Origin of the sequence: Nocardia sp. CWNU-33 (assembly GCF_046764895.1) — a bacterium.
GTDB lineage: Bacteria > Actinomycetota > Actinomycetes > Mycobacteriales > Mycobacteriaceae > Nocardia.
Genome location: NZ_JBKOQN010000047.1, coordinates 24856 through 44185 on the forward strand (window position 1 = coordinate 24856; position 19330 = coordinate 44185).

Here is a 19330-nt window from a genome sequence, read left to right on the forward strand (position 1 = left end):
CGGATGATGTCACCATCATCCGGCGGTTTTCTGTGTGCTAGACCCCGATGACGGTGGGCACGATCATCGGGCGGCGACGGTAGACGTCGGCCACCCAACGCCCGACCACGCGGCGCACGCTCTGCGCGATGCGGTGCGTGTCGGTGACGCCCTCGCCTGCCAGCCGCAACAGTTCGGCCTCGACCAGTTCCGCGGCGTCGGTGAGGGCGGTCGGGTCGTCGGAGAACCCGCGGCCACTCACCTCAGGAGTGCTGACCGCCTTGCCGGTCGACGAGTCGACTGCGACGGTGATCGAGATGAACCCGCCCTCGCCGAGCACCAGCCGGTCCGACAGGGTCGATTCGCCGACATCGCCCACCGAAAGACCATCGACGTAGACGTGCCCGACCGGGACCCGTCCGACGATCGAGGCGATCCCGTCGACCAGGTCGACCACGACGCCGTCCTCGGCGAGCACGACCCGGTCCTCCGGCACGCCGGTAGCAATGGCCAGTGCGGCGTTGGCACGCAAATGCCGCCATTCCCCGTGCACCGGCATGGCGTTGGTCGGCCGGACCGCGTTGTACAGGTACAGCAGTTCGCCCGCGGAGGCGTGTCCGGAGACGTGGACCTTCGCGTTCTGCTGGGTGATCACCGTGGCGCCGAGCCTGGCCAGGCCGTTGACCACCGCGAAGACCGAGTTCTCGTTGCCCGGGATGAGCGAGGAGGCCAGCACGACCAAGTCGTCCTGACGGATGTTGATCTGTCGGTGTTCGCCGCGCGCCATCCGCGACAGCGCTGAGAGCGGCTCACCCTGCGAGCCGGTCGAGATCAGCACCAGCCGGTCCCCTGGCAGGGTCGCAGCGACATCGAGATCGACCACGACGGAGTCCGGGACCGTCAGGTACCCGAGATCCTGGGCGATCTCCATATTGCGGACCATCGAGCGCCCGACGAAGCACACCCGCCGCCCATATTTCTGCGCGACATCGACGACCTGCTGGATGCGGTGCACATGGCTGGCGAACGACGCGACGATCACGCGGTTGCGTGCCTTGCCGATCACCGTGTCCAGAACACCGCCGATCTCGCGTTCCGGCGTGACGAAACCGGGCACCTCGGCATTGGTGGAGTCGACGAGGAACAGGTCGACGCCCTCGTCGCCGAGGCGAGAGAACCCGGCCAGGTCGGTGAGGCGACCGTCGAGAGGCAGCTGGTCGAGCTTGATATCGCCGGTGTGCAGCACGACTCCGGCGGGGGTGCGAATGGCCACCGCGATGGCATCCGGGATCGAGTGGTTGACTGCGAAGTACTCGCACTCGAACGGACCGTGTGTGGTGCGCTCACCCTCGGTGACCTCGGTGAGCTTCGGACGCTGACGGTGCTCCTTGCACTTGGCGGCGACCAGCGCGAGGGTGAACTTCGAGCCGATGACCGGGATGTCGGGGCGCAGCCGCAGCAGGAAGGGCACCGCGCCGATGTGGTCCTCGTGGCCGTGGGTGAGCACCACAGCCACGACATCGTCGATCCGGTCCTCGATGGGCCGGAAGTCGGGCAGGATCAGGTCGACGCCGGGCTGCTGGTCCTCGGGGAACAGCACACCGCAGTCGACGATCAGCAGCTTGCCGCCGTACTCGAATACGGTCATGTTGCGGCCGATTTCACCGATGCCGCCGAGGGCGAAGACACGCAGACCGTTCTTGGGCAACTTCGGCGGTGCACCCAGGCGATCGGCGATGGGGCGATCGACCGGGCGGGCGGGAGCCTGTTCGGCGCGACCCCGGCCGGACTGCTGGCGGGCGCGTCCCGGCTTCTTCGCCGGCGCTTGCTGCTCGCTGGCGGCGGACTTCTTGGCCGCGGTTCTCTTGGCGGGCGTTTTGTCCGGTGCGGCCTGCTTGGCACGCCGGGCGCCGGATTGCGTTGTGCCCGCGGTCTGCACGGTGCTCGCGGTCTGGCCGGCCGTCTCGAACTGCGCCGCAGCGGCGGCCTCGACCATGCTGTCGAGCTCCACCGGGCTGTCCTGTGGAGCCGGCTGCGCAGCGCGCTTGGGCGCGGCCGGGGCGGGGGCGCCCGCGGCACGGGAGGCGGTCCGGCGGGGACGGCGTGCTAGTGGTTCGCTCATCCGAGCACCCCGGCAATCTGCAGGTCAGCGGACAGCTCGTCGAGCTGTTCGGCGGTGGGCATCAGCTGTGGCAACCGTGGCTCCCCTACGTTTACGCCGAGCAATCGCAGCCCGGCTTTGCTCATGGCGACACCACCGAGCCGGGACATCGCCGCGTTCAACGGCAACAGACTGACGTTGATCTCCCTGGCACGCACCACGTCGCCCGCGGCCCATGCGTCGCTCAGCGCGCGCAGCCGTTCAGGCACGAGATGCCCGATGACGCTGATGAATCCGACGGCGCCGACCGACAGCCAGGGCAGGTTCAGCGAGTCGTCGCCGGAGTAGAAGGCCAGATCGGTCGTGGCGATCAGGTCCGCGCCCGCGTTCAGGTCACCCTTGGCGTCCTTCACCGCGACGATGCGCGGGTGCTCGGCGAGCTTGCGGATGGTGTCGGTGGCGATGGGGACCACCGAGCGCGGCGGAATGTCGTACAGCGTGACCGGCAGGTCGGTGGCGTCGGCGACGGCGGTGAAGTGAGCAAGCAGGCCGGCCTGGCTGGGACGCGAGTAGTACGGGGTCACCACCAGGAGACCATGGGCGCCTGCCCGCTGCGCGTTGCGCGCGAGTTCGATGGAATGCGCGGTGTCGTAGGTGCCCGCACCTGCGATCACGGTGGCACGGTCGCCGACGGCATCGACAACGGCACGCAGCAGATCGGCCTTCTCGGATTCGGTGGTGGTGGGCGATTCACCGGTGGTGCCGGAGATCGCGAGCAGATCGACGCCGCGCTCGACCAGACGGGCTGCCAGCGCAACGCCGGCATCGACATCGAGCTTGCCCTCGGCACTGAAGGGGGTCACCATCGCGACACCTACTGTGCCGGACGCGCGCAGCTCCGTTGGCGTCGATTCACCGTTCGTCATGGTCAGAAAGGCTACCCGCTCCAGGGAACGCCCTCGACACCCTGACCGCCGATCGGACTGCCCGTGCGAGTGATTCACCTCTTACCGCAGAGCGATGGCGTCAGCCTGCGCCTTGTATGACATCACGAATGGCGTCACACTGATGTCATGGACCTCAACAAGTACACCACCCGGCTGCGTGACGACCTGATCGCCGCTGCCGCGCTAGGCGACGAAAAAACCCAGGCCACCGCCGCCGCGCTGGCCGCGGCTGCGGAAAGCGCGACCCGGCTGGCGCTGCTCGCGGCGCTGTCGGACCTGGCCGCCGAGGTCAGCACTGCGCTCGGCGACCGCACCGTGCACGTCTCCGTGGACGGCACCGACGCCAGCGTGGATGTGCGCAAGAACTCCGCGACCACCGCCGACCACGACCATCCGAGCTTCGAAGAAATGACCGGCGACATCAGCCGCGTCACGCTACGACTGGTCGAGCAACTGAAATCGCGCGCCGAAGAGGCGGCCGCACAGAGCAATATGTCGCTCAACTCGTGGCTGTCGGGCGTCGTATCAGGCGCGCTGCGCGACCAGATGCGCGGTTACGGGCCCAAGCGCGACGTCTGATCACAACAGCGGGGCGAGGTCCCCGCGGTCACCGATCACCACTTTGTCCAGCTCCAGCCAGTCCGCCATCTCACGCAGTGCCTCGGTGAGCGCGGCCACCGTCTCCGGTGTGCGGTAACCGGGCTCGGCGAACGCGCCGGGAACGAGCAGCCGCCCGGTCGCGCGCTCGGCGCGCAGGTCGACCCGGCCGACGAGTTCACCGTTGAGCAGGAACGGGAAGACGTAGTAGCCGTGCACCCGTTTGGGTTCCGGCGTGTAGATCTCGATCCGATAGTGGAAGTCGAAGAGCCGTTCGGTGCGCGCCCGGAAGAAGATCAGCGGATCGAACGGGCACAGCAGGGCCGCGCCCTCGATCCGGCGCGGTGTCGCGGCGCCGACGCGCAGGTAGGCGGGTTTGTCCCAGCCCGCGACCTCGACCTGTTCCAGTTCCCCCGCGTCCACCAACTCGGCGATGGCCGGTTCGGTCTGGGTGCGATGGGTCCGGTAGTAGTCGCGCAGATCGGCCTCGGTCGCGACACCGAGCGCGGTTGCCGCGCGCCGCGTCAGCTCACGGATCGCCTCTTCCTCTGATACGTTGCGCGCCAAGACTTCCGGCGGAATCACCCGCTCCACCAGATCGTAATGCCGGGCGAAGCCGACCCGCTTGTCCACCGACAGCGAGCCCTTGGCGAAGAGCTGCTCGCAGATCATTTTCGTATCGCTGAGATTCCACCAGGAACCCTTGGGGCGTGGCTTGTCCAGTTCCAGGTGGCGCTCCACCTCCCCGGCAGTCGCCGCACCGACCTCGGTGATGACATCCAGAATGTCTCTGCCGAGTGTGGGATTGCGTTCCACCGCCCGCCTCATGCCCTCCCAGCGACCGTGGTCGTATTTCGCCATCCGCCACCGCATCAACGGCCAGTCCTCGACCGGGATCAAAGCCGCCTCGTGCGCCCAGTACTCGACGAGTTTGCGCGGGCGTCGCACCCCGTTGCTCCAGGCGGCCTCGTCCAGCAGCGCGCGGTCGTAGTCGCCGATCCGGCTGAACACCGGCGCATAGTGTGCGCGCACCACCGCAGACACCGAATCCAGTTGCAGCAGTTGCGTTCTGCCCAGCACATCGAGCACCGTCCGGCGGGTCGGCGCGACCGGTTTGCGCCTGCCGAACCCCTGCGCGGCCAAGGCTGTTCGTCGCGCCGCCGCCGCACTCATCTTCCGCATGACCGGCACTTTGCCACGACGGTCCGACAAGCGCCGCCGTGCCCGCCGCGGTCACGTCGAAACCGACACCTCTCCCGCGGTGTCGATCTCGGTGCGCCGATCGCGCTCCGGCGCATTCGCGAGCACCGTGGCCAGGATCCGACGGCCCATCGGCAGCACGCGCACAGTCACCGAGCCCGCATTGGCCGCGTCCAATTCCTTGGTCGCCGACTCGATGACCTGCTGACGCACCCAGCGCGGCACACCGGCGAAGCCACCGTCGTCGAGCAACACCACCTCGACACCGCGAGAGCGGGCGCCGCGGGCGGCGCTGCTCAGCTCGTCGGTCACCAACTGTGGCGCGCGCAGCCCGTCGCGCAATTCGGCCTCCAGCAGCCTGCATTGTTCGCGCTCGGCCGCGCTGAGTTCGGCCCCGCCCGCGATGCGTTCGAGGATCGGACGCGCGACCTTGTCGAGCTTGGCCAGCTGTCGATCCCGCTCACCGTTCTCCGCGGCCATGGTCGCCTCCGCCGCCGCGCGCATGGTCGCTTCTTCCCGCAGCAAACGCAGCGATCGCTGCATCGGGCGCATGATCGCCGCGCCGATCGAGATCCCGGCCACCGTCGCCACCGGCACCACCGATCCGACCACCACACCGACGCGCGCACCGGTCATCGCACCCACGATGGCGATCACCGCCGCGATCCCGCCGACGCCGAGCCAGGCCGCACCCAACCGGCCGCGCAGCACCAGCACCGCGAGGACGTAGGACGACGCGAAGGGTGCCCACACCGGTTTGGTAAGCCCGTGGTCGACATCGATGATGGTCAGCACCGTCGCCACCGGTCCGGCAGTTACTACGAACACGGTGGCGGGCCACGGCAGCGGGTCGACCGGAATCACCAGCACCAGCACACCGGCCACGACCATGATCAGCAGTGCGGAAAGCCCGGCTACCGGCGCGGAGTCGGACAGAGTCCGCAGCATGTACAGCACAATGGTGAGTTCGAAAATGAGCAGGAAAAGCCACGCCCAGCGGTCGCGCAGGCCGAGCAGATCGCGCAGCCCGGATTCGGTGTGGGTGTCAGCCATCGCCACCCCACACCAACGTCACCGTAGTTCCTTCTCCCGGTTGGGATTCCACGAATCCGGCCCCACCGGCCAGCTGCCGCATCCGACCGAGGATGCTGACCGCAATGCCGAGCCGATCGACGGGCACCCGGTCCAGATCGAAACCGGCGCCGTCGTCACGGAACACCACACGGATGCCACCCGCACTCACCGTGACGGTGACCGCCCGCTGCACCGACCGGCCCGGCGCCGTCGCGTGGCGCAGACTGTTGCGCACGGCCTCGGCGAGCGCGGCGGCGATGGTGCCCGCGGCGTCTACCGGCAACCGCAAATCGTCGAGTCCGGCCCAGCGCCGCGCGGTGAATCGGACGCCCGGATTCACCTCGTGCACCGCAGAGCGTAGGAAGCCGATCGCCGATTGCGCGTCGAGATGATCGGGTTCGCTGTCGCCGCCACGGCATTCGTCGAGCTGGTCGAGGGTGCGCTCCGCCTGCTGGCGCAGCACTGGTGACTCGGTGCCGCCGCGGGAGGCATCGAGCAAGGTCGACAGCACCGCATCGTGGATCAGGGCGGCGAATCGCGCCTGCTCACGATCCCGGGCCGCGGCGCCCGCCACGGCTGCGGCGCGCTTGCTCGCGAGCATTGATTCCCGGTCGACGCGGGCCGCCGATGCGAGCGCAAAGGTGGAGCCCCACAGGAACATCGCACACAGTCCTACGGCCCGTGCGAAGTCACCGATCAACGACAACGTGGTCCCGCCCGCCACGACGGCACGATTCGCCAGCGCTGCATCCGCCGCTGCGACAATCAGATAGATGACCGACAGCGGCGGCCGCCACGCCAAGGCGGCCGCAAGCACACCGAGCGCAAGCACCCGATACACCCACACCGTGGACGGGTCCGAGGTCGGCTCGGCGTAGGCGAGCGGGATCGCTGCCATGGCCGCAAGGAAACTCACCGCCGCGAGACCGGCGACCGTGCGAATCACCCGCCTGCTCCGCCCGAGCGATACCGCGGCGAGCACCGGAAACCAGCCGAGCGCAAGGACCACGGTCAACACGGTCCAGCCACCTGAGACGAATCGGCTCTGGTCGACGATGTCGGGCAGCTCTACCACCGCGACGATCAACCCGCCCAGGCCGATGGCGAGGCCGAGTCTGCGAAGAATGCAGTCGGCCGTCGGCTCGGCATGTTTTTCCTCGGACACCGCCGCAACGCGGCGGCGCCGGCGACTCGACCGGAAGCGGTCGAGCGTCACGGAGTCCGTGGTAGCAGGGGTGTCCAGCATGCTGGACGTGGTCATGCGCGCGGATGCCGCTCGGGAACCGGTAGCCACCCGTCCTCCACCGCCCGCTTGTACAGATCGGTTTTGGTGGGAGCCGGACGGCCGGCATCGGCATACTTCTGCCGGATCCGACCGAGATAGTCGTTCACCGTCTGCTCCGAGAGACCGGCCAGCCGGGCCACCCGGGAAGCTTTCTCGCCGGAGGCGTACAGGGTGAGCACCTCTTCTTGACGCGGGCTCAAGCCCACGTCGGACAGCTGCGGGTCGCCGTCGATGGCCGCGGCCCAGTCGGTGGTTACCACCTGTTCGCCTGAAGCCGCCCTGCGCACCGCCGCGACCACGGTCGGAACGTCCTCGGACTTGCGCACGACGCCGAGCACGCCGGCCTTCGCGGCCGCGCGCACCAGAAAGGCGTTGTCTGCACCGGTGAACACCAGGACCTCGATCCCGCGGTCGCGCAGTGCACGCACGTTGTCCTCGGGCGAGGACCCGTCGGCCAGCCGCAGGTCGAGCACCACCAAGTCCAGCGCGGGCTGTGTGGTGGGCACTGGCGGTGTCGCGCTATCGGACGCCGCGCGCACGGCGGCGGCCAGCAGTTCCGGCACGGTTCCCGCGGTCAGCACCAGATCGAGATCCGGTTCCGGAGCCAGCATTGCGGCGAGCCCGATCGCGACCGATTCGTGGTCTTCGACGAGACCAATCCGTCGCGGCGCACGCTCGCCACCTTCGACACAGGTCACCTCGAACTCCCATCCCGAGCAACTCGTCCATAGACCCACCGGTACAACGTCACCATGAGTATGCCCGGCAGATACTCCCGGAGGTCAGCCACCAAAACCGGGGGCCGACCGGATGCCATCGGTGGCAGATTCTGCTCGGTTGCGGCCGAGTTCGCGAAATCTGGCCGGATGTCGACGTGGCGGGCGACGAACGTCAGGACATGAGCTGCGCGGCGATGGTCGCGCCGAGCTCCCAGCAGCGCTGGATGTCGTTTTTCGTCGGCGGCCCCGAAACAACTACCGGGGCGGCGGCCTTGACCCAGCCCATACCTGTGGTGATGCTCTCGACGGCCCGCTCTGCACCCTCGGTCCCCTGGTTACCGTGCAGATACAGCCCATACGGGCGGCCGCCGGTCGAGTCGAGACACGGGTAGTAGCACACATCGAAGGCATGCTTGAGTGCGCCGGACATATAGCCGAGATTCGCCGGTGTCCCGAGCAGATAGCCGTCGGCTGCCAACATGTCGACCGGTGTCACCGCCAGTGCCGCGCGACGTATCACCTCGACACCTTCGATCTCCGGGTCCGTCGCACCGGACACCACCGCCTCGAACATCTCCTGCATGTGCGGCGAGGGTGTGTGATGAACGATCAACAACCGGGGCACGTCGCTGAGCGTAGCGCGGCCCGCACCCGGTGTCGGCGAGGCTGCGGCCGGCCGTCAGCCGATCTGCACCGATTGGCCGGTGTAGGTGCCGGAGACGCCCGGCGCAAGAATCGCAGTGGCAGCGCCCGTGCAGCCTGCCGTCCGGTAGACGGTGACGGTGCTGTTGGTGTCGTTGACGAACTCGGTTGTCTCCTCGATACCGAGGTTGATACACCCTGAGGGGTCGCTGTAGACGACGCCGCCCACGGTCAGATCGCCCGTGGCGGCCGTCGCCGCCGGAGCGGCCGCAATCACGGCCAACACACCCAGTAGCGCAAGAATGCCTCTTCGCATGTTGTGCTCCTTGTCAGTCGAACGGCCGGTCCACGCCCAATGTCGAAGCCGGATGATTGCCGGATTGTTGCTATCAACTGTAGTCCGTCGACACCCGACACAACATCGACTGCAAATAATGCTGACAGGTTCATCGGATCACCCCCACCTTGGCGGGCGCAGGACCTCAGCCCTCGCTGTCGTCGTGTTCCAGCCTCTCCAGTGCCACCGCACGCCGCATGGTTTCGCGGGCGCGGGTGCGGTCACCCGCGTAGTCGTAGGCGCGGGCCAGCCGGTAGGAGACGCGCCAGTTATCCGGATCCGCCTCCCATTCCTGCTTGACCCGGTCGAACAGTGCGTCCGCTGCCTCGCGTTCGATGCGGCCGGAGGGGCGGCGCGGCAGCGCGGAGGTGTCGAGTTCCAGACCCTCGTCATGGATGCGGCGAGCCAGGTGCTGATGCGACAGTGCCGCGCGCACGGTGGCCACCACCATCCACACACCGAGCAGCGGCAGGATCAGCACGCCGATGCCGATAACGATCGCGGCGACATCACCGGAACCGATGAGGCTCACCGAGATTCGGCCGAGCAGCAGGAAGTAGAAACCGAGCACGACGACCAGCGCCGCAAGCAGGGCAACGACCTTGCGTACCTCGGCGCCGCGGCCGGGATCGGACGACTCGACCGGTTCCGGTGTGCTCACAGATCCAGCAACGGGTCGAGTCCGACAGTCAGGCCGGGCCGGTTAGCGATCTCCCTGACCCCGAGCAGCACGCCGGGCGCGAAGGAGTTCCTGTCGATGGAATCGTGCCGGATAGTGAGGGTTTCGCCCTGGGTACCGAACAGCACCTCTTGATGCGCGACCAGCCCGGCCAGGCGTACCGAATGCACCCGCACCCCGTCGACATCGGCACCGCGCGCACCCTCGAGTTCAGTGCTGGTGGCGTCCGGACTGCGGCCGACGCCCGCACGTTCGCGCGCGGCCGCGATCAGCCCGGCAGTGCGGTAGGCGGTGCCCGAGGGCGCATCGGCCTTGTTCGGGTGATGCAGCTCGATTACCTCGACCGATTCGAAGAACCGGGCAGCCTGTTCGGCAAAACGCATGGACAGCACCGCGCCGATCGCGAAGTTGGGCGCGATCAGCACGCCGGTCGCCGGGCGCTCGGCCAGCCAGCCGCGCACCTCGTCGAGCCGAGCGGCATCGAAACCGGTGGTGCCGACCACCGCATGGATCCCACGCTCCACCAGGAACTTCAGGTTCCCCATCACCACGTCCGGGTGCGTGAAATCCACAACGACCTGCGTGTTCGACTCGGCGAACGCCTCGAGCGAATCGTCCTTGTCAACGGCCGCAACCAGCTCCAGATCGGTCGCCGCCTCCACCGCCGCACAGATCGCCTGTCCGACTTTCCCGCGTGCACCGAGCACTCCGACCCGAATGGTCACCGCACCTCCTCGTTCCGCTCCAGTTCCGCAAGCCTATAAGGGGGCACCCGCACACGGTCCGACCGCCGTCTTACGTTGGGTTGAGCGGAGGCGAGACTTCTGTTTTTCGTGCGCAACCGCAGATCGAGGCGGTGACCGATCCGGCGGGCAGCGCCGGCTCTGTCCGGTCGTATCGGCAAATGCTCGAACTCGCCGAGCGCGTCGACGAAATCATGGCGGGTCCGGCATGGCAAGGACCCACGCTGATCTTCCGCGCCGACGACGACCCGCTCATCACCACTGCGCAGACCGACCGCTTGCTCGAGCTGCATCCGAACTGTGAATATCGCACCATCCGGACCGGCGGCCACCCGCTGCTGATCAGCCGCCCTGCTGACTATATAGCGTTGGTGACCGGGTTCCTCAGCGCGACATAGCCATTCACGCTAGGCACCAGCAGCCATATTTCCGGCCATCTTTTCGAGCATGCGCACCGTCTCGAGGTACTGCTCGTCGGTGATGCCCTCGACCATCGCACGCCGTCGGCGGCCGATTCGGATGAACGCCTCGTCATGCGTTGCGCGGCCCGCATCGGTCAGCGACAGCGTGCCCGAATCCGCGACGACGAAGCCGCGCTCCACCAACTGCGCGACCTCCTGCTCCCATTCCCCCGCATGCGTCCAGAACGGCGCGAGGGCATCACGGATCTCGCCTGCCGGACGCGCCCCCTCGGCCAGCGAGTGCAGCATCTGCCAGTGCCTGCGACTGAGTTCACCCGCGGCGAGATCCTCGTCGAATCGCTCATTGATCAGTCGATCGAGTTCCTTGAGCCAGTACCCGATCAGGCGCTTCTCAGCCATCATTCCTCCACAGCATGTATTGTTACAACTACATGTAGTCTTACATGAAAGCGAGTCGCAATGGAAGAGCACGACGTGGTCACCGCAGCGGTCGAAGCGGCGATGGTCCGAATCCGGCGCAGACAAACCCGCGGCGCGCTGGCACGGAAGTCACCCGTACCCGTCGCCGTGTTCCGCGTCCTCGACGCCGTGGCCGAATCCGAATCCGCCACTGTCGGAACGTTGGCGCCCGTATTGGGTGTCGACCAGCCGCGCGCGAGCCGCCTTGTCGCGCAGGCAGTTTCGTCCGGACTACTGGAGCGGGTAGCCGACCAGCACGACGGCCGCCGGGGCGTGCTGCGCCTCACCCCCGGCGGCGCAAGTCTGGTGGCCGCCGCGCGCGACGGCCGCCGCGCCGCCATGGCCACCGCGATGGCGGACTGGACCGCCGATGAACGCACCGAATTCGCCCGCCTACTCGGCCGTTTCATCGACGCGCTCGACAACCCCGCCGCAGGGCGCCGAGGCTCCTGACGTCGCGCCCCGCGCCACCAGCGACGCCGCCTTCTCCGGGCTGCGGTTCCACACGGTGGTCGGATGACCCGCCCTGACAAAAGCTTCGGCCAGCGCGCTGCCCATCGAACCCAGCCCGATGACGATCACCGGTGTGCGCTCACCAGCGGTCATGGCGGCTCCATTCCTAACGATCCGAACCGGGGCATCGAACCCCGGAGGTACGGAGACAAGTCTTCGAGGCCGCTCGGGCTGCCCGCAAGCACTCACTTTTCGGTCGAATACCTACGTCGAGGTAAGCGAACAGGTCACGCGCAAAGACCACGCCGGGTCTATGAGGACGATCACGTCCGCATCGAAGCTCGCTGCCGAAGGCGGCCGGCTGTCACCCGAAGACGATCACTTGGCGGAGCGCATGACCGGCGGCGAGTTCGTCCATCGCATGGTTGATTTCGTCGAGTCCGATGTGCGCGGACACCAGCCGCTCAACCGGCAGTCGTCCCTCGCGCCACATCCGGACGTACTCCGGAATATCGCGCGCAGGCACGGCCGAGCCGAGGTAACTGCCGACGATCGAACGGCCCTGCGCGACAAGGGCAAGCGGCGAAATGCTGGCCTTGGCATCGGGCGCGGGCAGGCCGACGGTGACCGTCGTGCCGCCGGGCGCTGTTGCGCCGACCGCGGTTTCGAAGGCACGGATATTGCCAGCCGCCTCGACAACGACCTCGGCCTGCACACCCAGCTCGACGACCTCGGCCGGTGTGTATGCCGCGGTGGCGCCGAGTTCCTTGGCCAGAGCGAGCTTTTCCGGAACGGTATCGACCGCGATGACCTCCGCACCACCCAGCGACACGGCCACAAGTAAGGCCGCCATCCCGACACCGCCGAGTCCGACAACCATCACCCGGTCAGTGGGTCCCGGCCGCGCGGAATTGAGCAGCGCGCCGCCGCCGGTCAATACCGCGCAGCCGAGCACCGCGGCGACCTCGGGTGGCACATCGTCGTCGACCGCAACCACCGACCTGCGATCCACGACGGCGTAGGTGGCGAACGCGGAAACGCCCAGATGATGGTGTACTGCTGCGCCGTCACGGTGCAGCCGTCGCCCGCCGTTGAGCAGCTCGCCGGCATTGTTGGCCGCACTGCCCGGCCCGCACGGTGTCCGGCCCTCGCTCGCACAGCCCGCGCAGGCACCGCAGCGCGGCAGGAAGGTCATCACCACGCGCTGCCCGACCTCGATATCGGTGCCGCCTGCGCCGACCGCCTCGACCCGACCGGCCGCTTCGTGCCCGAGCAGCATCGGCACCGGTCGCACGCGGTTTCCATCGACCACCGACAGGTCCGAGTGGCACAACCCGGCCGCCTCGATCCGCACCAGCAGCTCACCGGGACCCGGTTCATCCAGGTCCAGCTCGCACACGGTGATCGGCGCCGATTCGGCGAACGGCACGGGCGCTGCGATCTGCTCCAGGACCGCACCACGAATCTTCATGCCGCCGACGCTACCGCTCGCGATTCGCGTCGCCCAGCGAACGCACCGAAAGCGCTCCAGCGTCGGCCATCGCCACCCGCTCGAGCCGAGCCGAGCCGAGCCGAGCCGAGCCGAGCCGAGCCGAGCCGAGCCACGATGCCCCTGTCCCTCGGGTGCCGAGCACAGCGTGCGAGTGCGTGCCCGCACATGATCAAGATCACGAAAGGCTGGCAGGGTCGGCACATTTGGTGCTAACGTTTTCGGCCGTGATGGTGCTCCTGTAGGCCGCCTTGTACCGAGCCCAGGGTCGGGACCGTCACTACTCGAGGAGAAATCCCCTGTCAGTACAGTTCAATCACACAATTGTCGGTTGTCACGACAATCGGGTGTCCGCCGAATTCTGGGCAGACATCCTCGGCTTGGAACTCGGAGCGGAATGGGGCCCGTTCATCCCGCTTCCCACGGGTAACGGGGTCACCTTCGACTTCGCGAACGTTCCCCCTCCCCACACCGAAATCCAGCCTCAGCACTACGCATTCCTGATCTCCGAGGCCGAGTTCGACGCGGCCTATGCCAAAATCCAGCGCTACAAACTGGACCACTGGGCCGACCCCCGCCAACAGGGCGTCAACGAGATCAACCACAACGACGGCGGCCGCGGCGTCTATTTCAAAGACCCCAACGGCCATTTCATGGAACTGATCACCGTCCCCTATGGCGGCTGGCCGACGTAACCACGACGGCGCGGCGGCGGTCACCAGGACGCCGCCCCGCCATCACCCAAACCTCGTCACCGGGTCGGCGCAGCGGGCTGAACCGGTGCCGGCGGCCAGGGGTTGGGCTTGACGCAGGTCGGCTTGCGGATGGGGTTGTCGTCCCAGTCGAAGTGTGCGCCGACCCAGGCTCTGGGGTGGTCGAATCGGACTTCGTTCGCGGCGAATCGGGTGGTGCGGAAGGAGATATCGCCGAAGAAGTCGCCGTCGGAGAAGTCGACGGTGCGGCCGCCGAGAGTGGCGCGGGCGAAGGTGACGCCACCGTGGAATTCGGCCTGCGTGAAGTCTGTTTCGCGAGTTCCCCTGGTGCGCAACCGGGATGACACACCCAGTTGGGCGTCGTCGAAGTCGATGGTTGCAGCGTAGAACTGGGTGCCGGTGAAAGCGATTCGCGCGCTCGCGAACTCGGCGCCCGCGAAGGTGATCCGCTCGCCGTCCAGTGCCGCACGCTCGAACGAAGTGCGCTCGGCACGGAACTTCGCCTCCTGGAAGGATGTTCGGGCACCGAGGAAACGGGCACCGAGGAACGAGGTGCGCGGGCCGCGGAAGGTGACGCTCTCGAAGGACGCCGGGCAGTCGAAGGTGGTGCCGTCGAAGGTGGTTCCGAAGCCGGCGACCTCGTTCTTCTCGACACGAGTCGACCCGAACTCGGCGTGGTCGAACAGTGCGGAACCATTCCGGAACGTTGCTTCGCGAAAGGTGACATGCGAACCCGCGAAGATCGTGCGCTCGAATGTCGTGGTGCCGGTAAAAATCGCACGCGCGAACGAGGTGTGTCGACCCGCGAATACCGCGTATCGGAAATCCGCCTGCTCGAGAACCGCGCGGTTGAAGGTGAAATCGCGATCCGACCAGGAGACGTCTGTCGAGCGCCGCAGGTGGTCGGCGATCACCTTGACGATGGTTCGCCGCACCTCGCTGTCGTTCTGCCGGAATTGATAGACCCGTTCGACCTTGACGCCGGCTGCCTCGGTCGACTCTGCCCGCGACACAAGGTGATCGGCTGCCTCATCGAGATCGAACGGCAGCCGCAGATAACCACACAGCACGTCGATGCACTGCTGCCTTCGGCTCGGAGCCGAGAACTCGTCGGCGACCCCCGCCATCGCATAGACCCCCGCGATACGGACCGCGACATCGGCATCGCCCAGCTGTTTGGCCGCCGCCCCGAACAGCTCCGCGAACCGCCCGCGCTCGAGATCCCGTTGCCGCCGGTAGGCCACCACCAGGGCGACCGCGCCACCCACTCCCGCCGCCACCGACAGCGCGATCTTGGTGAGGTCCAACTGATTCGGCGTCTCCGCCTTCGCCCCCAGTGCCCACCACAACAACCACCAGGTCAGACCAGCGATCGCCAAGCCACACAGCACGACCGTCACCACCGCCAGCAACAATGCCGCGCGATGGAGTCGGGCGCCCAACCTCCCCCCATCGCATCTCCGCATGGTAGCGGGATTGTCGCTCCCCGACTACCGGACCGGATCGGTGACCGCTGCGCCCCAAACCTTTTCGAACGTCCGTCCATCCGTAGCACCGACACGCGCACAGCTCGCCGATAAGCGAGCCAGGCACGCGGCGGCCCTATGATTCGCGGATGTTTGCTGACGTCTCTTGTGATCCGGTGGCAGCGGTAGAGACGCTGCACGCCGACCTCGCCGCGTGGCTCGGTTCCGACGCGGCCGTGGAGGTCTTCGATCGATTCGCCGCGGCCCAGCACGAGGAGTTCTCGATGGTGACCACCTCGGGTGAGGTGCTCGGCCGGGCCGAGCTGCTCACGGGGTTGCGTGGTGCCCGAAATATCCAGCCGGGGTTGAAGATCGATATTTCCGACGTGCAAGAGCTGGCACGGGAAGGCAACACCGTTGTGGTCCGTTTTCTGGAGATGCATCGCCTCGCGGGCACGGGAAGTTGCCGACAGGTAACTGCCGTGCTGGTCGCCGAGGGCCCTGAATTCCGCTGGCGCACCGTGCACGAGACCGAAGTCTCTACCTGAGGACCGCTCGCCCGCCAGCGGTCGATGATCCGACTACCACGGCGATCACCAAGACGAAGGCGGCCAGCGCGCATCCGGTCCTGGTGAAGTGGAACAGCTCCCAGCGCCGCAGGATCGCGGCATAGTCGCTGGGTGGGCCGCTGACCATCCACACCTTGATCTGCTGGTTGATCGGCACATTGCCCAGGCGCGTGACCAGGAACGAGGTGCCCGCAAGCGCCGCAGCGCAGGCAGCCGCCCATCGCGATCGGGACGTCGACCGCGCGGCGAGGGCGAGCGTGCTCAGTACGGTCAGCCCCATGAGGATCTGCATGACCGGGCCGTTGACCCGCATAAGTGTGGTGTGGAAGGTGAACCGAACGTCCAGCGGCACCGCGCGGAACGCGTACAGCACATTGACCGCGCCGTATCCGAAGGCCCCGGCCAGCAGGCCGGGAAACAACAGCGCCGCTGACCGAACGAGTTTCGACAGCATGAGTAACTCCCGTCTCAATCATTGCAACTCCAAGTTGCGATAGCATCGAGCTTGCCTTGCTTCACCCGATATCGCAACAAGGAGTTGCAATGAGTTCCACCGCACCGCTCGGACGTGGCCCGAAGGTGCGCGCCGCCGTGCTGGCCGCGACAGTCGACGAACTCGGCGAACATGGCTACGCGGCTCTCACAGTGGAGAATGTGGCCCGCCGCGCCGGCGTGCACAAGACCACCGTCTACCGACGTTGGCCCGATCGCGATGCACTGATCGCCGATGCACTCGGCGACAGCGTCACCACCGACATCCCCATCCCCGATACGGGTTCCATCGACGAGGACCTGCGCGGACTGGCACGAGGCTTGGTCACCTGGGTGAAAAGCTCAGGCGGACAGGCGGTTTTGTCGGTACTGCTCGCGGAGACGACGGGTGCCGCCCGGCCGCCCGATGCCGTCAGGCACGTCTTCCGCGATCGCATCCGCACGTCGCTCCCCGTGGTCGGCCGCGCCATCGAACGCGGCGAACTTCCCACGGGCACCGACGCGGCCGAACTCGTCAAGGCGCTGGTCGCCCCGATCTACTTCCGCGCGCTCATCACTCGGGAGCCGGTGACCGACGCGACCGCCGACGCCGCTGCCCGACTGGCACTCACCGGTGCACGAGCGGGACTGTTCGAAAAGAGCAGATGACGGGACCCGAACCCGCCTGGTTCGCTGCACAAAAGCCTGGTCAACGACCCGAGTCGAGCCAGATTCTGGGTCCGACAGGCATCTCAGCGCAGCACGCGATTCATCGTTGTGAGCGTCACGACTGTAATGATCTGGGCCGGGTTCGACGATCCTGCTGTGTGCACTTTTCGGCTATCGAGATGTGAGGGATCGTAAGTGAGAGTTGCTATTTCAGCAGCCGTTCTGGCCGCGGTAGTCCTGGGTGCCAGTGCCTGCCAGGACGATGCGGCCGTGACCGGGTCCGTCTCGACGAGCGGTTCGACAGCCGCGTCCACCACGACGCCTGCCTCGAGCCCGGCGACGAGGACCGGTGCTCTGCCCACCTCAGAGGAAACGACGACCAGCGCTCCGGCCACGTCAGAGGAAACGACGACACGATCCGCGCCGGCGACAAACCCAGCCGGCACGGCGTGCGAGCGCGCAACCCCGCAGCAACTGCAACAGGTGCTGGAGGCGAGCCGTGTCTCATCGGTTCCGATCGTGCTCGGGCAACCACAATGCAAGGAACACTGGGCTATGGCGTGGTCGGAACACACCGATGCCGCGCCGCAGCCCACCGGATACCTGTTCGCGGCGTCGGTGCAGGGCTTCTGGCACTACATCACGCAGGGCAGCGCGATCGACTGCACCGCGAACGGAGTGCCTGCCGACATCGCCGTGATGTTGCGCGGCTGCCGGAAGTAACGCCGAAGGCGCGCCGCGCCGGCACTGAACATGAGCCCCCAGAGACGACCCTCTGCGACACCGTTGACAGCAAGTGGATGTTTGTCAGGGACATCAACCCTGCAGGCGGAGTAGTGCCCTTATCGGCGGCAAATTGGCCCGGCTCTATACCGTGGAGCCGGGCCAACATCCGCGCTGCTCGATACCGTCAGTTGTAGCCGGAAGTGAACCCGAAGCTGAAGCTGTGACCTTTCGAACTACACGACACCTCGGCACGGAAACCGCTGCCGACGCATGTCACGCCGGCGTAGGTGATGCTGGCATCCGACCCATAGGCCGTACCCGGAGCGGGCCGGCCGCCACTGAGCTGCAGGCTGCCCGGCCGACCGTGCTGGCCCAGCGGGCCGAAGGCCGGGTGGGCGGGCAAAAACGGCAGATCGATCGAAATATTGCCGACCTGGAAGCCATTCCAGTTCATCGTGCCGGAGGTGATGTCACAGCCGACATCGCCGTTCGGGCGGATGGCGCAATTCGCCATGTTGCCGTAGCTGAAATACACCGTGTCACCGACCAGGTAGCTCGACGGGTCCTCTACTACCGTGTCGGCATTCGCGACCCCGGTACTGGATATCGAAACCGCTGCAGCGGCCAGAACGGTCCCGGCGATAGCGGTCCCCACGCGCGCAAGTAGCCTCATGCTTCCCCCGTGCCCGGCATCGCCGCCAGCAACCCGCAGCGGATCGTTCCTGCTTGCTTTCTCATCTCGCTCGTCATCTCCTTCACCTGCGATGGCATACGACGACCGAGACTATATGGCCCCGCTGGCATTTCGCTGGCATTGACGGTCAACCGTCGACTCGCGGCGCGAGCAACACAGGTTCGATGACCGCAACGCCGCCGATGCGAACGAACTTCGCAGGCAAGAGAACTGGTGACAATCGTGACGGCTGCTCTTGGTAGCTGCTGATACCAGGACTCAATGCACGGTGGCCACCTATCCCGCGTCCGGCCTGATGATAGATGCGGCCTGCACGTGACTGCTAGAACCTCATGAGAGCGGATGACGGGATTTGAACCCGCGACCCTCACCTTGGCAAGGTGATGCGCTACCACTGCGCTACATCCGCATGCACGCCCTGATGGCTTGGTCTTGCCGTCGTGGCGCGAAAAAGAACGATACCGGACACAACCGAGGAGTCGGGGAATCGCGGTACCGCGTGGAATACATCGGTCCAGGTCGATGTCCGAAGCCGTCTGCGCGGATGTTCGAAAGTCGTCTGCACCGGTTGCGTGGCGCTGACTGCTCAACCGCTACGCCCGGTGCGACGGGTCGGCTTTCGCGTGAGCAGCATCGGCCTGGCACCGAGTGGGTGAGTTCTCGTCGTGCGCACCGTAGCCCCGATCCAAAGTGGCCCGACGCAAGGACCCGTGCTCGAGATCCCGCCGACACCGCCGAGTCTCAGCCCCGGCGACCTCGGGTGTCGGGTTAGGTTCTGTCTCGAAGTCGTGAGGGCGGGCCTGCGGCTCGCCCTCACGACTGCCGCAACCATTGATTGATCACCGCGACATGGATCGTGGCCTGGTAACGAACCGCGAGCTTGTCGAACCGGGTAG

Annotated in this window: 23 protein-coding genes and 1 tRNA gene; 7 read left to right on the forward strand and 17 right to left on the reverse strand. The window is 66.9% G+C overall.

Annotation, left to right across the window (positions count from 1 at the left end; all coding sequences use genetic code 11):
- Positions 1 to 37 precede the first annotated feature (37 nt).
- Both ACLMAL_RS35760 and dapA read right to left on the reverse strand, forming a co-directional pair.
- The gene (locus ACLMAL_RS35760) at positions 38 to 2101 is read right to left on the reverse strand and encodes an RNase J family beta-CASP ribonuclease (RefSeq protein ID WP_412003095.1); all 2064 of its coding nucleotides are present in this window, start codon (positions 2099 to 2101) and stop codon (positions 38 to 40) included.
- On the reverse strand, positions 2098 to 3006 hold the full coding sequence (gene dapA / locus ACLMAL_RS35765; RefSeq protein WP_412003096.1) for a 4-hydroxy-tetrahydrodipicolinate synthase: 909 nt from the start codon (positions 3004 to 3006) through the stop codon (positions 2098 to 2100). Before dapA ends, ACLMAL_RS35760 begins: the two co-directional genes overlap by 4 nt.
- 147 nt (positions 3007 to 3153) lie before the next feature.
- Here dapA and ACLMAL_RS35770 point away from each other — a divergent pair, with 147 nt between their 5' ends.
- The gene (locus ACLMAL_RS35770) at positions 3154 to 3606 is read left to right on the forward strand and encodes a hypothetical protein (RefSeq protein WP_328403729.1); all 453 of its coding nucleotides are present in this window, start codon (positions 3154 to 3156) and stop codon (positions 3604 to 3606) included.
- On the opposite strand, the gene ACLMAL_RS35775 is transcribed toward ACLMAL_RS35770, so the two are convergent.
- The 8 genes from ACLMAL_RS35775 to dapB form a co-directional block, all read right to left on the reverse strand.
- Positions 3607 to 4806: a winged helix-turn-helix domain-containing protein gene (locus ACLMAL_RS35775; protein ID WP_328403731.1), complete on the reverse strand. Its 1200-nt coding sequence runs from the start codon at positions 4804 to 4806 to the stop codon at positions 3607 to 3609.
- A gap of 51 nt (positions 4807 to 4857) precedes the next feature.
- On the reverse strand, positions 4858 to 5877 hold the full coding sequence (locus ACLMAL_RS35780) for a hypothetical protein (protein WP_412003097.1): 1020 nt from the start codon (positions 5875 to 5877) through the stop codon (positions 4858 to 4860).
- Positions 5870 to 7159 (reverse strand): sensor histidine kinase, encoded by a 1290-nt coding sequence (locus ACLMAL_RS35785; protein WP_412003098.1) that lies wholly within the window; start codon positions 7157 to 7159, stop codon positions 5870 to 5872. Before ACLMAL_RS35785 ends, ACLMAL_RS35780 begins: the two co-directional genes overlap by 8 nt.
- Positions 7156 to 7881 carry a LuxR C-terminal-related transcriptional regulator gene (locus tag ACLMAL_RS35790; RefSeq protein WP_412003099.1) on the reverse strand — a complete coding sequence of 242 codons (726 nt, stop codon included), beginning with the start codon at positions 7879 to 7881 and terminating at the stop codon, positions 7156 to 7158. Before ACLMAL_RS35790 ends, ACLMAL_RS35785 begins: the two co-directional genes overlap by 4 nt.
- Positions 7882 to 8074: 193 nt before the next feature.
- On the reverse strand, positions 8075 to 8527 hold the full coding sequence (locus ACLMAL_RS35795) for a flavodoxin family protein (RefSeq protein WP_379069872.1): 453 nt from the start codon (positions 8525 to 8527) through the stop codon (positions 8075 to 8077).
- Positions 8528 to 8581: 54 nt separating this feature from the next.
- Positions 8582 to 8860: a hypothetical protein gene (locus ACLMAL_RS35800; protein ID WP_412003100.1), complete on the reverse strand. Its 279-nt coding sequence runs from the start codon at positions 8858 to 8860 to the stop codon at positions 8582 to 8584.
- Positions 8861 to 9026: 166 nt separating this feature from the next.
- Positions 9027 to 9542 carry a hypothetical protein gene (locus ACLMAL_RS35805; RefSeq protein WP_412003101.1) on the reverse strand — a complete coding sequence of 172 codons (516 nt, stop codon included), beginning with the start codon at positions 9540 to 9542 and terminating at the stop codon, positions 9027 to 9029.
- Positions 9539 to 10285 (reverse strand): 4-hydroxy-tetrahydrodipicolinate reductase, encoded by a 747-nt coding sequence (gene dapB, locus ACLMAL_RS35810; protein ID WP_412003102.1) that lies wholly within the window; start codon positions 10283 to 10285, stop codon positions 9539 to 9541. Before dapB ends, ACLMAL_RS35805 begins: the two co-directional genes overlap by 4 nt.
- Before the next feature lie 179 nt (positions 10286 to 10464).
- On the opposite strand from dapB, the gene ACLMAL_RS35815 reads away from it, so the two are divergent.
- Positions 10465 to 10701 (forward strand): alpha/beta fold hydrolase, encoded by a 237-nt coding sequence (locus ACLMAL_RS35815; RefSeq protein WP_412003103.1) that lies wholly within the window; start codon positions 10465 to 10467, stop codon positions 10699 to 10701.
- Between the two features lie 9 nt (positions 10702 to 10710).
- On the opposite strand, the gene ACLMAL_RS35820 is transcribed toward ACLMAL_RS35815, so the two are convergent.
- Positions 10711 to 11124 carry a MarR family winged helix-turn-helix transcriptional regulator gene (locus ACLMAL_RS35820; protein ID WP_412003104.1) on the reverse strand — a complete coding sequence of 138 codons (414 nt, stop codon included), beginning with the start codon at positions 11122 to 11124 and terminating at the stop codon, positions 10711 to 10713.
- A 60-nt stretch (positions 11125 to 11184) separates the two neighbouring features.
- Here ACLMAL_RS35820 and ACLMAL_RS35825 point away from each other — a divergent pair, with 60 nt between their 5' ends.
- The gene (locus tag ACLMAL_RS35825; RefSeq protein WP_412003105.1) at positions 11185 to 11637 is read left to right on the forward strand and encodes a MarR family winged helix-turn-helix transcriptional regulator; all 453 of its coding nucleotides are present in this window, start codon (positions 11185 to 11187) and stop codon (positions 11635 to 11637) included.
- Here the strand turns inward: ACLMAL_RS35825 and ACLMAL_RS35830 are convergent.
- Positions 11578 to 11790, reverse strand: a complete 213-nt coding sequence (locus tag ACLMAL_RS35830) for an NAD(P)-binding domain-containing protein (protein ID WP_412003106.1) — start codon at positions 11788 to 11790, stop codon at positions 11578 to 11580. The two genes, ACLMAL_RS35825 and ACLMAL_RS35830, sit on opposite strands and share 60 nt — an antisense overlap.
- Positions 11791 to 12001: 211 nt before the next feature.
- The gene (locus ACLMAL_RS35835) at positions 12002 to 13108 is read right to left on the reverse strand and encodes an alcohol dehydrogenase catalytic domain-containing protein (protein WP_412003107.1); all 1107 of its coding nucleotides are present in this window, start codon (positions 13106 to 13108) and stop codon (positions 12002 to 12004) included.
- A gap of 317 nt (positions 13109 to 13425) precedes the next feature.
- Between ACLMAL_RS35835 and ACLMAL_RS35840 the strand changes: the two genes are divergently transcribed.
- Positions 13426 to 13821, forward strand: a complete 396-nt coding sequence (locus ACLMAL_RS35840; RefSeq protein ID WP_412003115.1) for a VOC family protein — start codon at positions 13426 to 13428, stop codon at positions 13819 to 13821.
- Positions 13822 to 13877: 56 nt separating this feature from the next.
- On the opposite strand, the gene ACLMAL_RS35845 is transcribed toward ACLMAL_RS35840, so the two are convergent.
- Positions 13878 to 15281, reverse strand: coding sequence for a pentapeptide repeat-containing protein (locus tag ACLMAL_RS35845; RefSeq protein WP_412003108.1), 1404 nt, complete (start codon positions 15279 to 15281; stop codon positions 13878 to 13880).
- 173 nt (positions 15282 to 15454) lie between these two features.
- Between ACLMAL_RS35845 and ACLMAL_RS35850 the strand changes: the two genes are divergently transcribed.
- Positions 15455 to 15853 carry a hypothetical protein gene (locus tag ACLMAL_RS35850; protein ID WP_412003109.1) on the forward strand — a complete coding sequence of 133 codons (399 nt, stop codon included), beginning with the start codon at positions 15455 to 15457 and terminating at the stop codon, positions 15851 to 15853.
- Here ACLMAL_RS35850 and ACLMAL_RS35855 read toward each other — a convergent pair.
- Positions 15846 to 16328, reverse strand: coding sequence for an anthrone oxygenase family protein (locus ACLMAL_RS35855; RefSeq protein ID WP_412003110.1), 483 nt, complete (start codon positions 16326 to 16328; stop codon positions 15846 to 15848). The two genes, ACLMAL_RS35850 and ACLMAL_RS35855, sit on opposite strands and share 8 nt — an antisense overlap.
- Before the next feature lie 89 nt (positions 16329 to 16417).
- On the opposite strand from ACLMAL_RS35855, the gene ACLMAL_RS35860 reads away from it, so the two are divergent.
- On the forward strand, positions 16418 to 17014 hold the full coding sequence (locus tag ACLMAL_RS35860) for a TetR/AcrR family transcriptional regulator (RefSeq protein WP_412003111.1): 597 nt from the start codon (positions 16418 to 16420) through the stop codon (positions 17012 to 17014).
- A 555-nt stretch (positions 17015 to 17569) separates the two neighbouring features.
- Complete coding sequence (locus ACLMAL_RS35865) at positions 17570 to 17737, forward strand: hypothetical protein (protein ID WP_412003112.1); 168 nt, start codon at positions 17570 to 17572, stop codon at positions 17735 to 17737.
- Positions 17738 to 17924: 187 nt separating this feature from the next.
- On the opposite strand, the gene ACLMAL_RS35870 is transcribed toward ACLMAL_RS35865, so the two are convergent.
- Positions 17925 to 18413, reverse strand: coding sequence for a hypothetical protein (locus tag ACLMAL_RS35870; protein ID WP_412003113.1), 489 nt, complete (start codon positions 18411 to 18413; stop codon positions 17925 to 17927).
- Positions 18414 to 18771: 358 nt separating this feature from the next.
- Positions 18772 to 18843 (reverse strand) — tRNA-Gly (locus tag ACLMAL_RS35875).
- Positions 18844 to 19330: the final 487 nt, after the last annotated feature.

Coding starts and splice junctions, on each gene's coding strand:
- ACLMAL_RS35760 (WP_412003095.1), bottom strand. CDS start 2,101: ATGAGCGAACCACTAGCACGCCGTCCCCGCCGGACCGCCTCCCGTGCC.
- dapA (WP_412003096.1), bottom strand. CDS start 3,006: ATGACGAACGGTGAATCGACGCCAACGGAGCTGCGCGCGTCCGGCACA.
- ACLMAL_RS35770 (WP_328403729.1), top strand. CDS start 3,154: ATGGACCTCAACAAGTACACCACCCGGCTGCGTGACGACCTGATCGCC.
- ACLMAL_RS35775 (WP_328403731.1), bottom strand. CDS start 4,806: ATGCGGAAGATGAGTGCGGCGGCGGCGCGACGAACAGCCTTGGCCGCG.
- ACLMAL_RS35780 (WP_412003097.1), bottom strand. CDS start 5,877: ATGGCTGACACCCACACCGAATCCGGGCTGCGCGATCTGCTCGGCCTG.
- ACLMAL_RS35785 (WP_412003098.1), bottom strand. CDS start 7,159: ATGACCACGTCCAGCATGCTGGACACCCCTGCTACCACGGACTCCGTG.
- ACLMAL_RS35800 (WP_412003100.1), bottom strand. CDS start 8,860: ATGCGAAGAGGCATTCTTGCGCTACTGGGTGTGTTGGCCGTGATTGCG.
- ACLMAL_RS35815 (WP_412003103.1), top strand. CDS start 10,465: ATGCTCGAACTCGCCGAGCGCGTCGACGAAATCATGGCGGGTCCGGCA.
- ACLMAL_RS35820 (WP_412003104.1), bottom strand. CDS start 11,124: ATGGCTGAGAAGCGCCTGATCGGGTACTGGCTCAAGGAACTCGATCGA.
- ACLMAL_RS35825 (WP_412003105.1), top strand. CDS start 11,185: ATGGAAGAGCACGACGTGGTCACCGCAGCGGTCGAAGCGGCGATGGTC.
- ACLMAL_RS35830 (WP_412003106.1), bottom strand. CDS start 11,790: ATGACCGCTGGTGAGCGCACACCGGTGATCGTCATCGGGCTGGGTTCG.
- ACLMAL_RS35835 (WP_412003107.1), bottom strand. CDS start 13,108: ATGAAGATTCGTGGTGCGGTCCTGGAGCAGATCGCAGCGCCCGTGCCG.
- ACLMAL_RS35850 (WP_412003109.1), top strand. CDS start 15,455: ATGTTTGCTGACGTCTCTTGTGATCCGGTGGCAGCGGTAGAGACGCTG.
- ACLMAL_RS35855 (WP_412003110.1), bottom strand. CDS start 16,328: ATGCTGTCGAAACTCGTTCGGTCAGCGGCGCTGTTGTTTCCCGGCCTG.
- ACLMAL_RS35860 (WP_412003111.1), top strand. CDS start 16,418: ATGAGTTCCACCGCACCGCTCGGACGTGGCCCGAAGGTGCGCGCCGCC.
- ACLMAL_RS35865 (WP_412003112.1), top strand. CDS start 17,570: ATGGCGTGGTCGGAACACACCGATGCCGCGCCGCAGCCCACCGGATAC.
- ACLMAL_RS35870 (WP_412003113.1), bottom strand. CDS start 18,413: ATGAGGCTACTTGCGCGCGTGGGGACCGCTATCGCCGGGACCGTTCTG.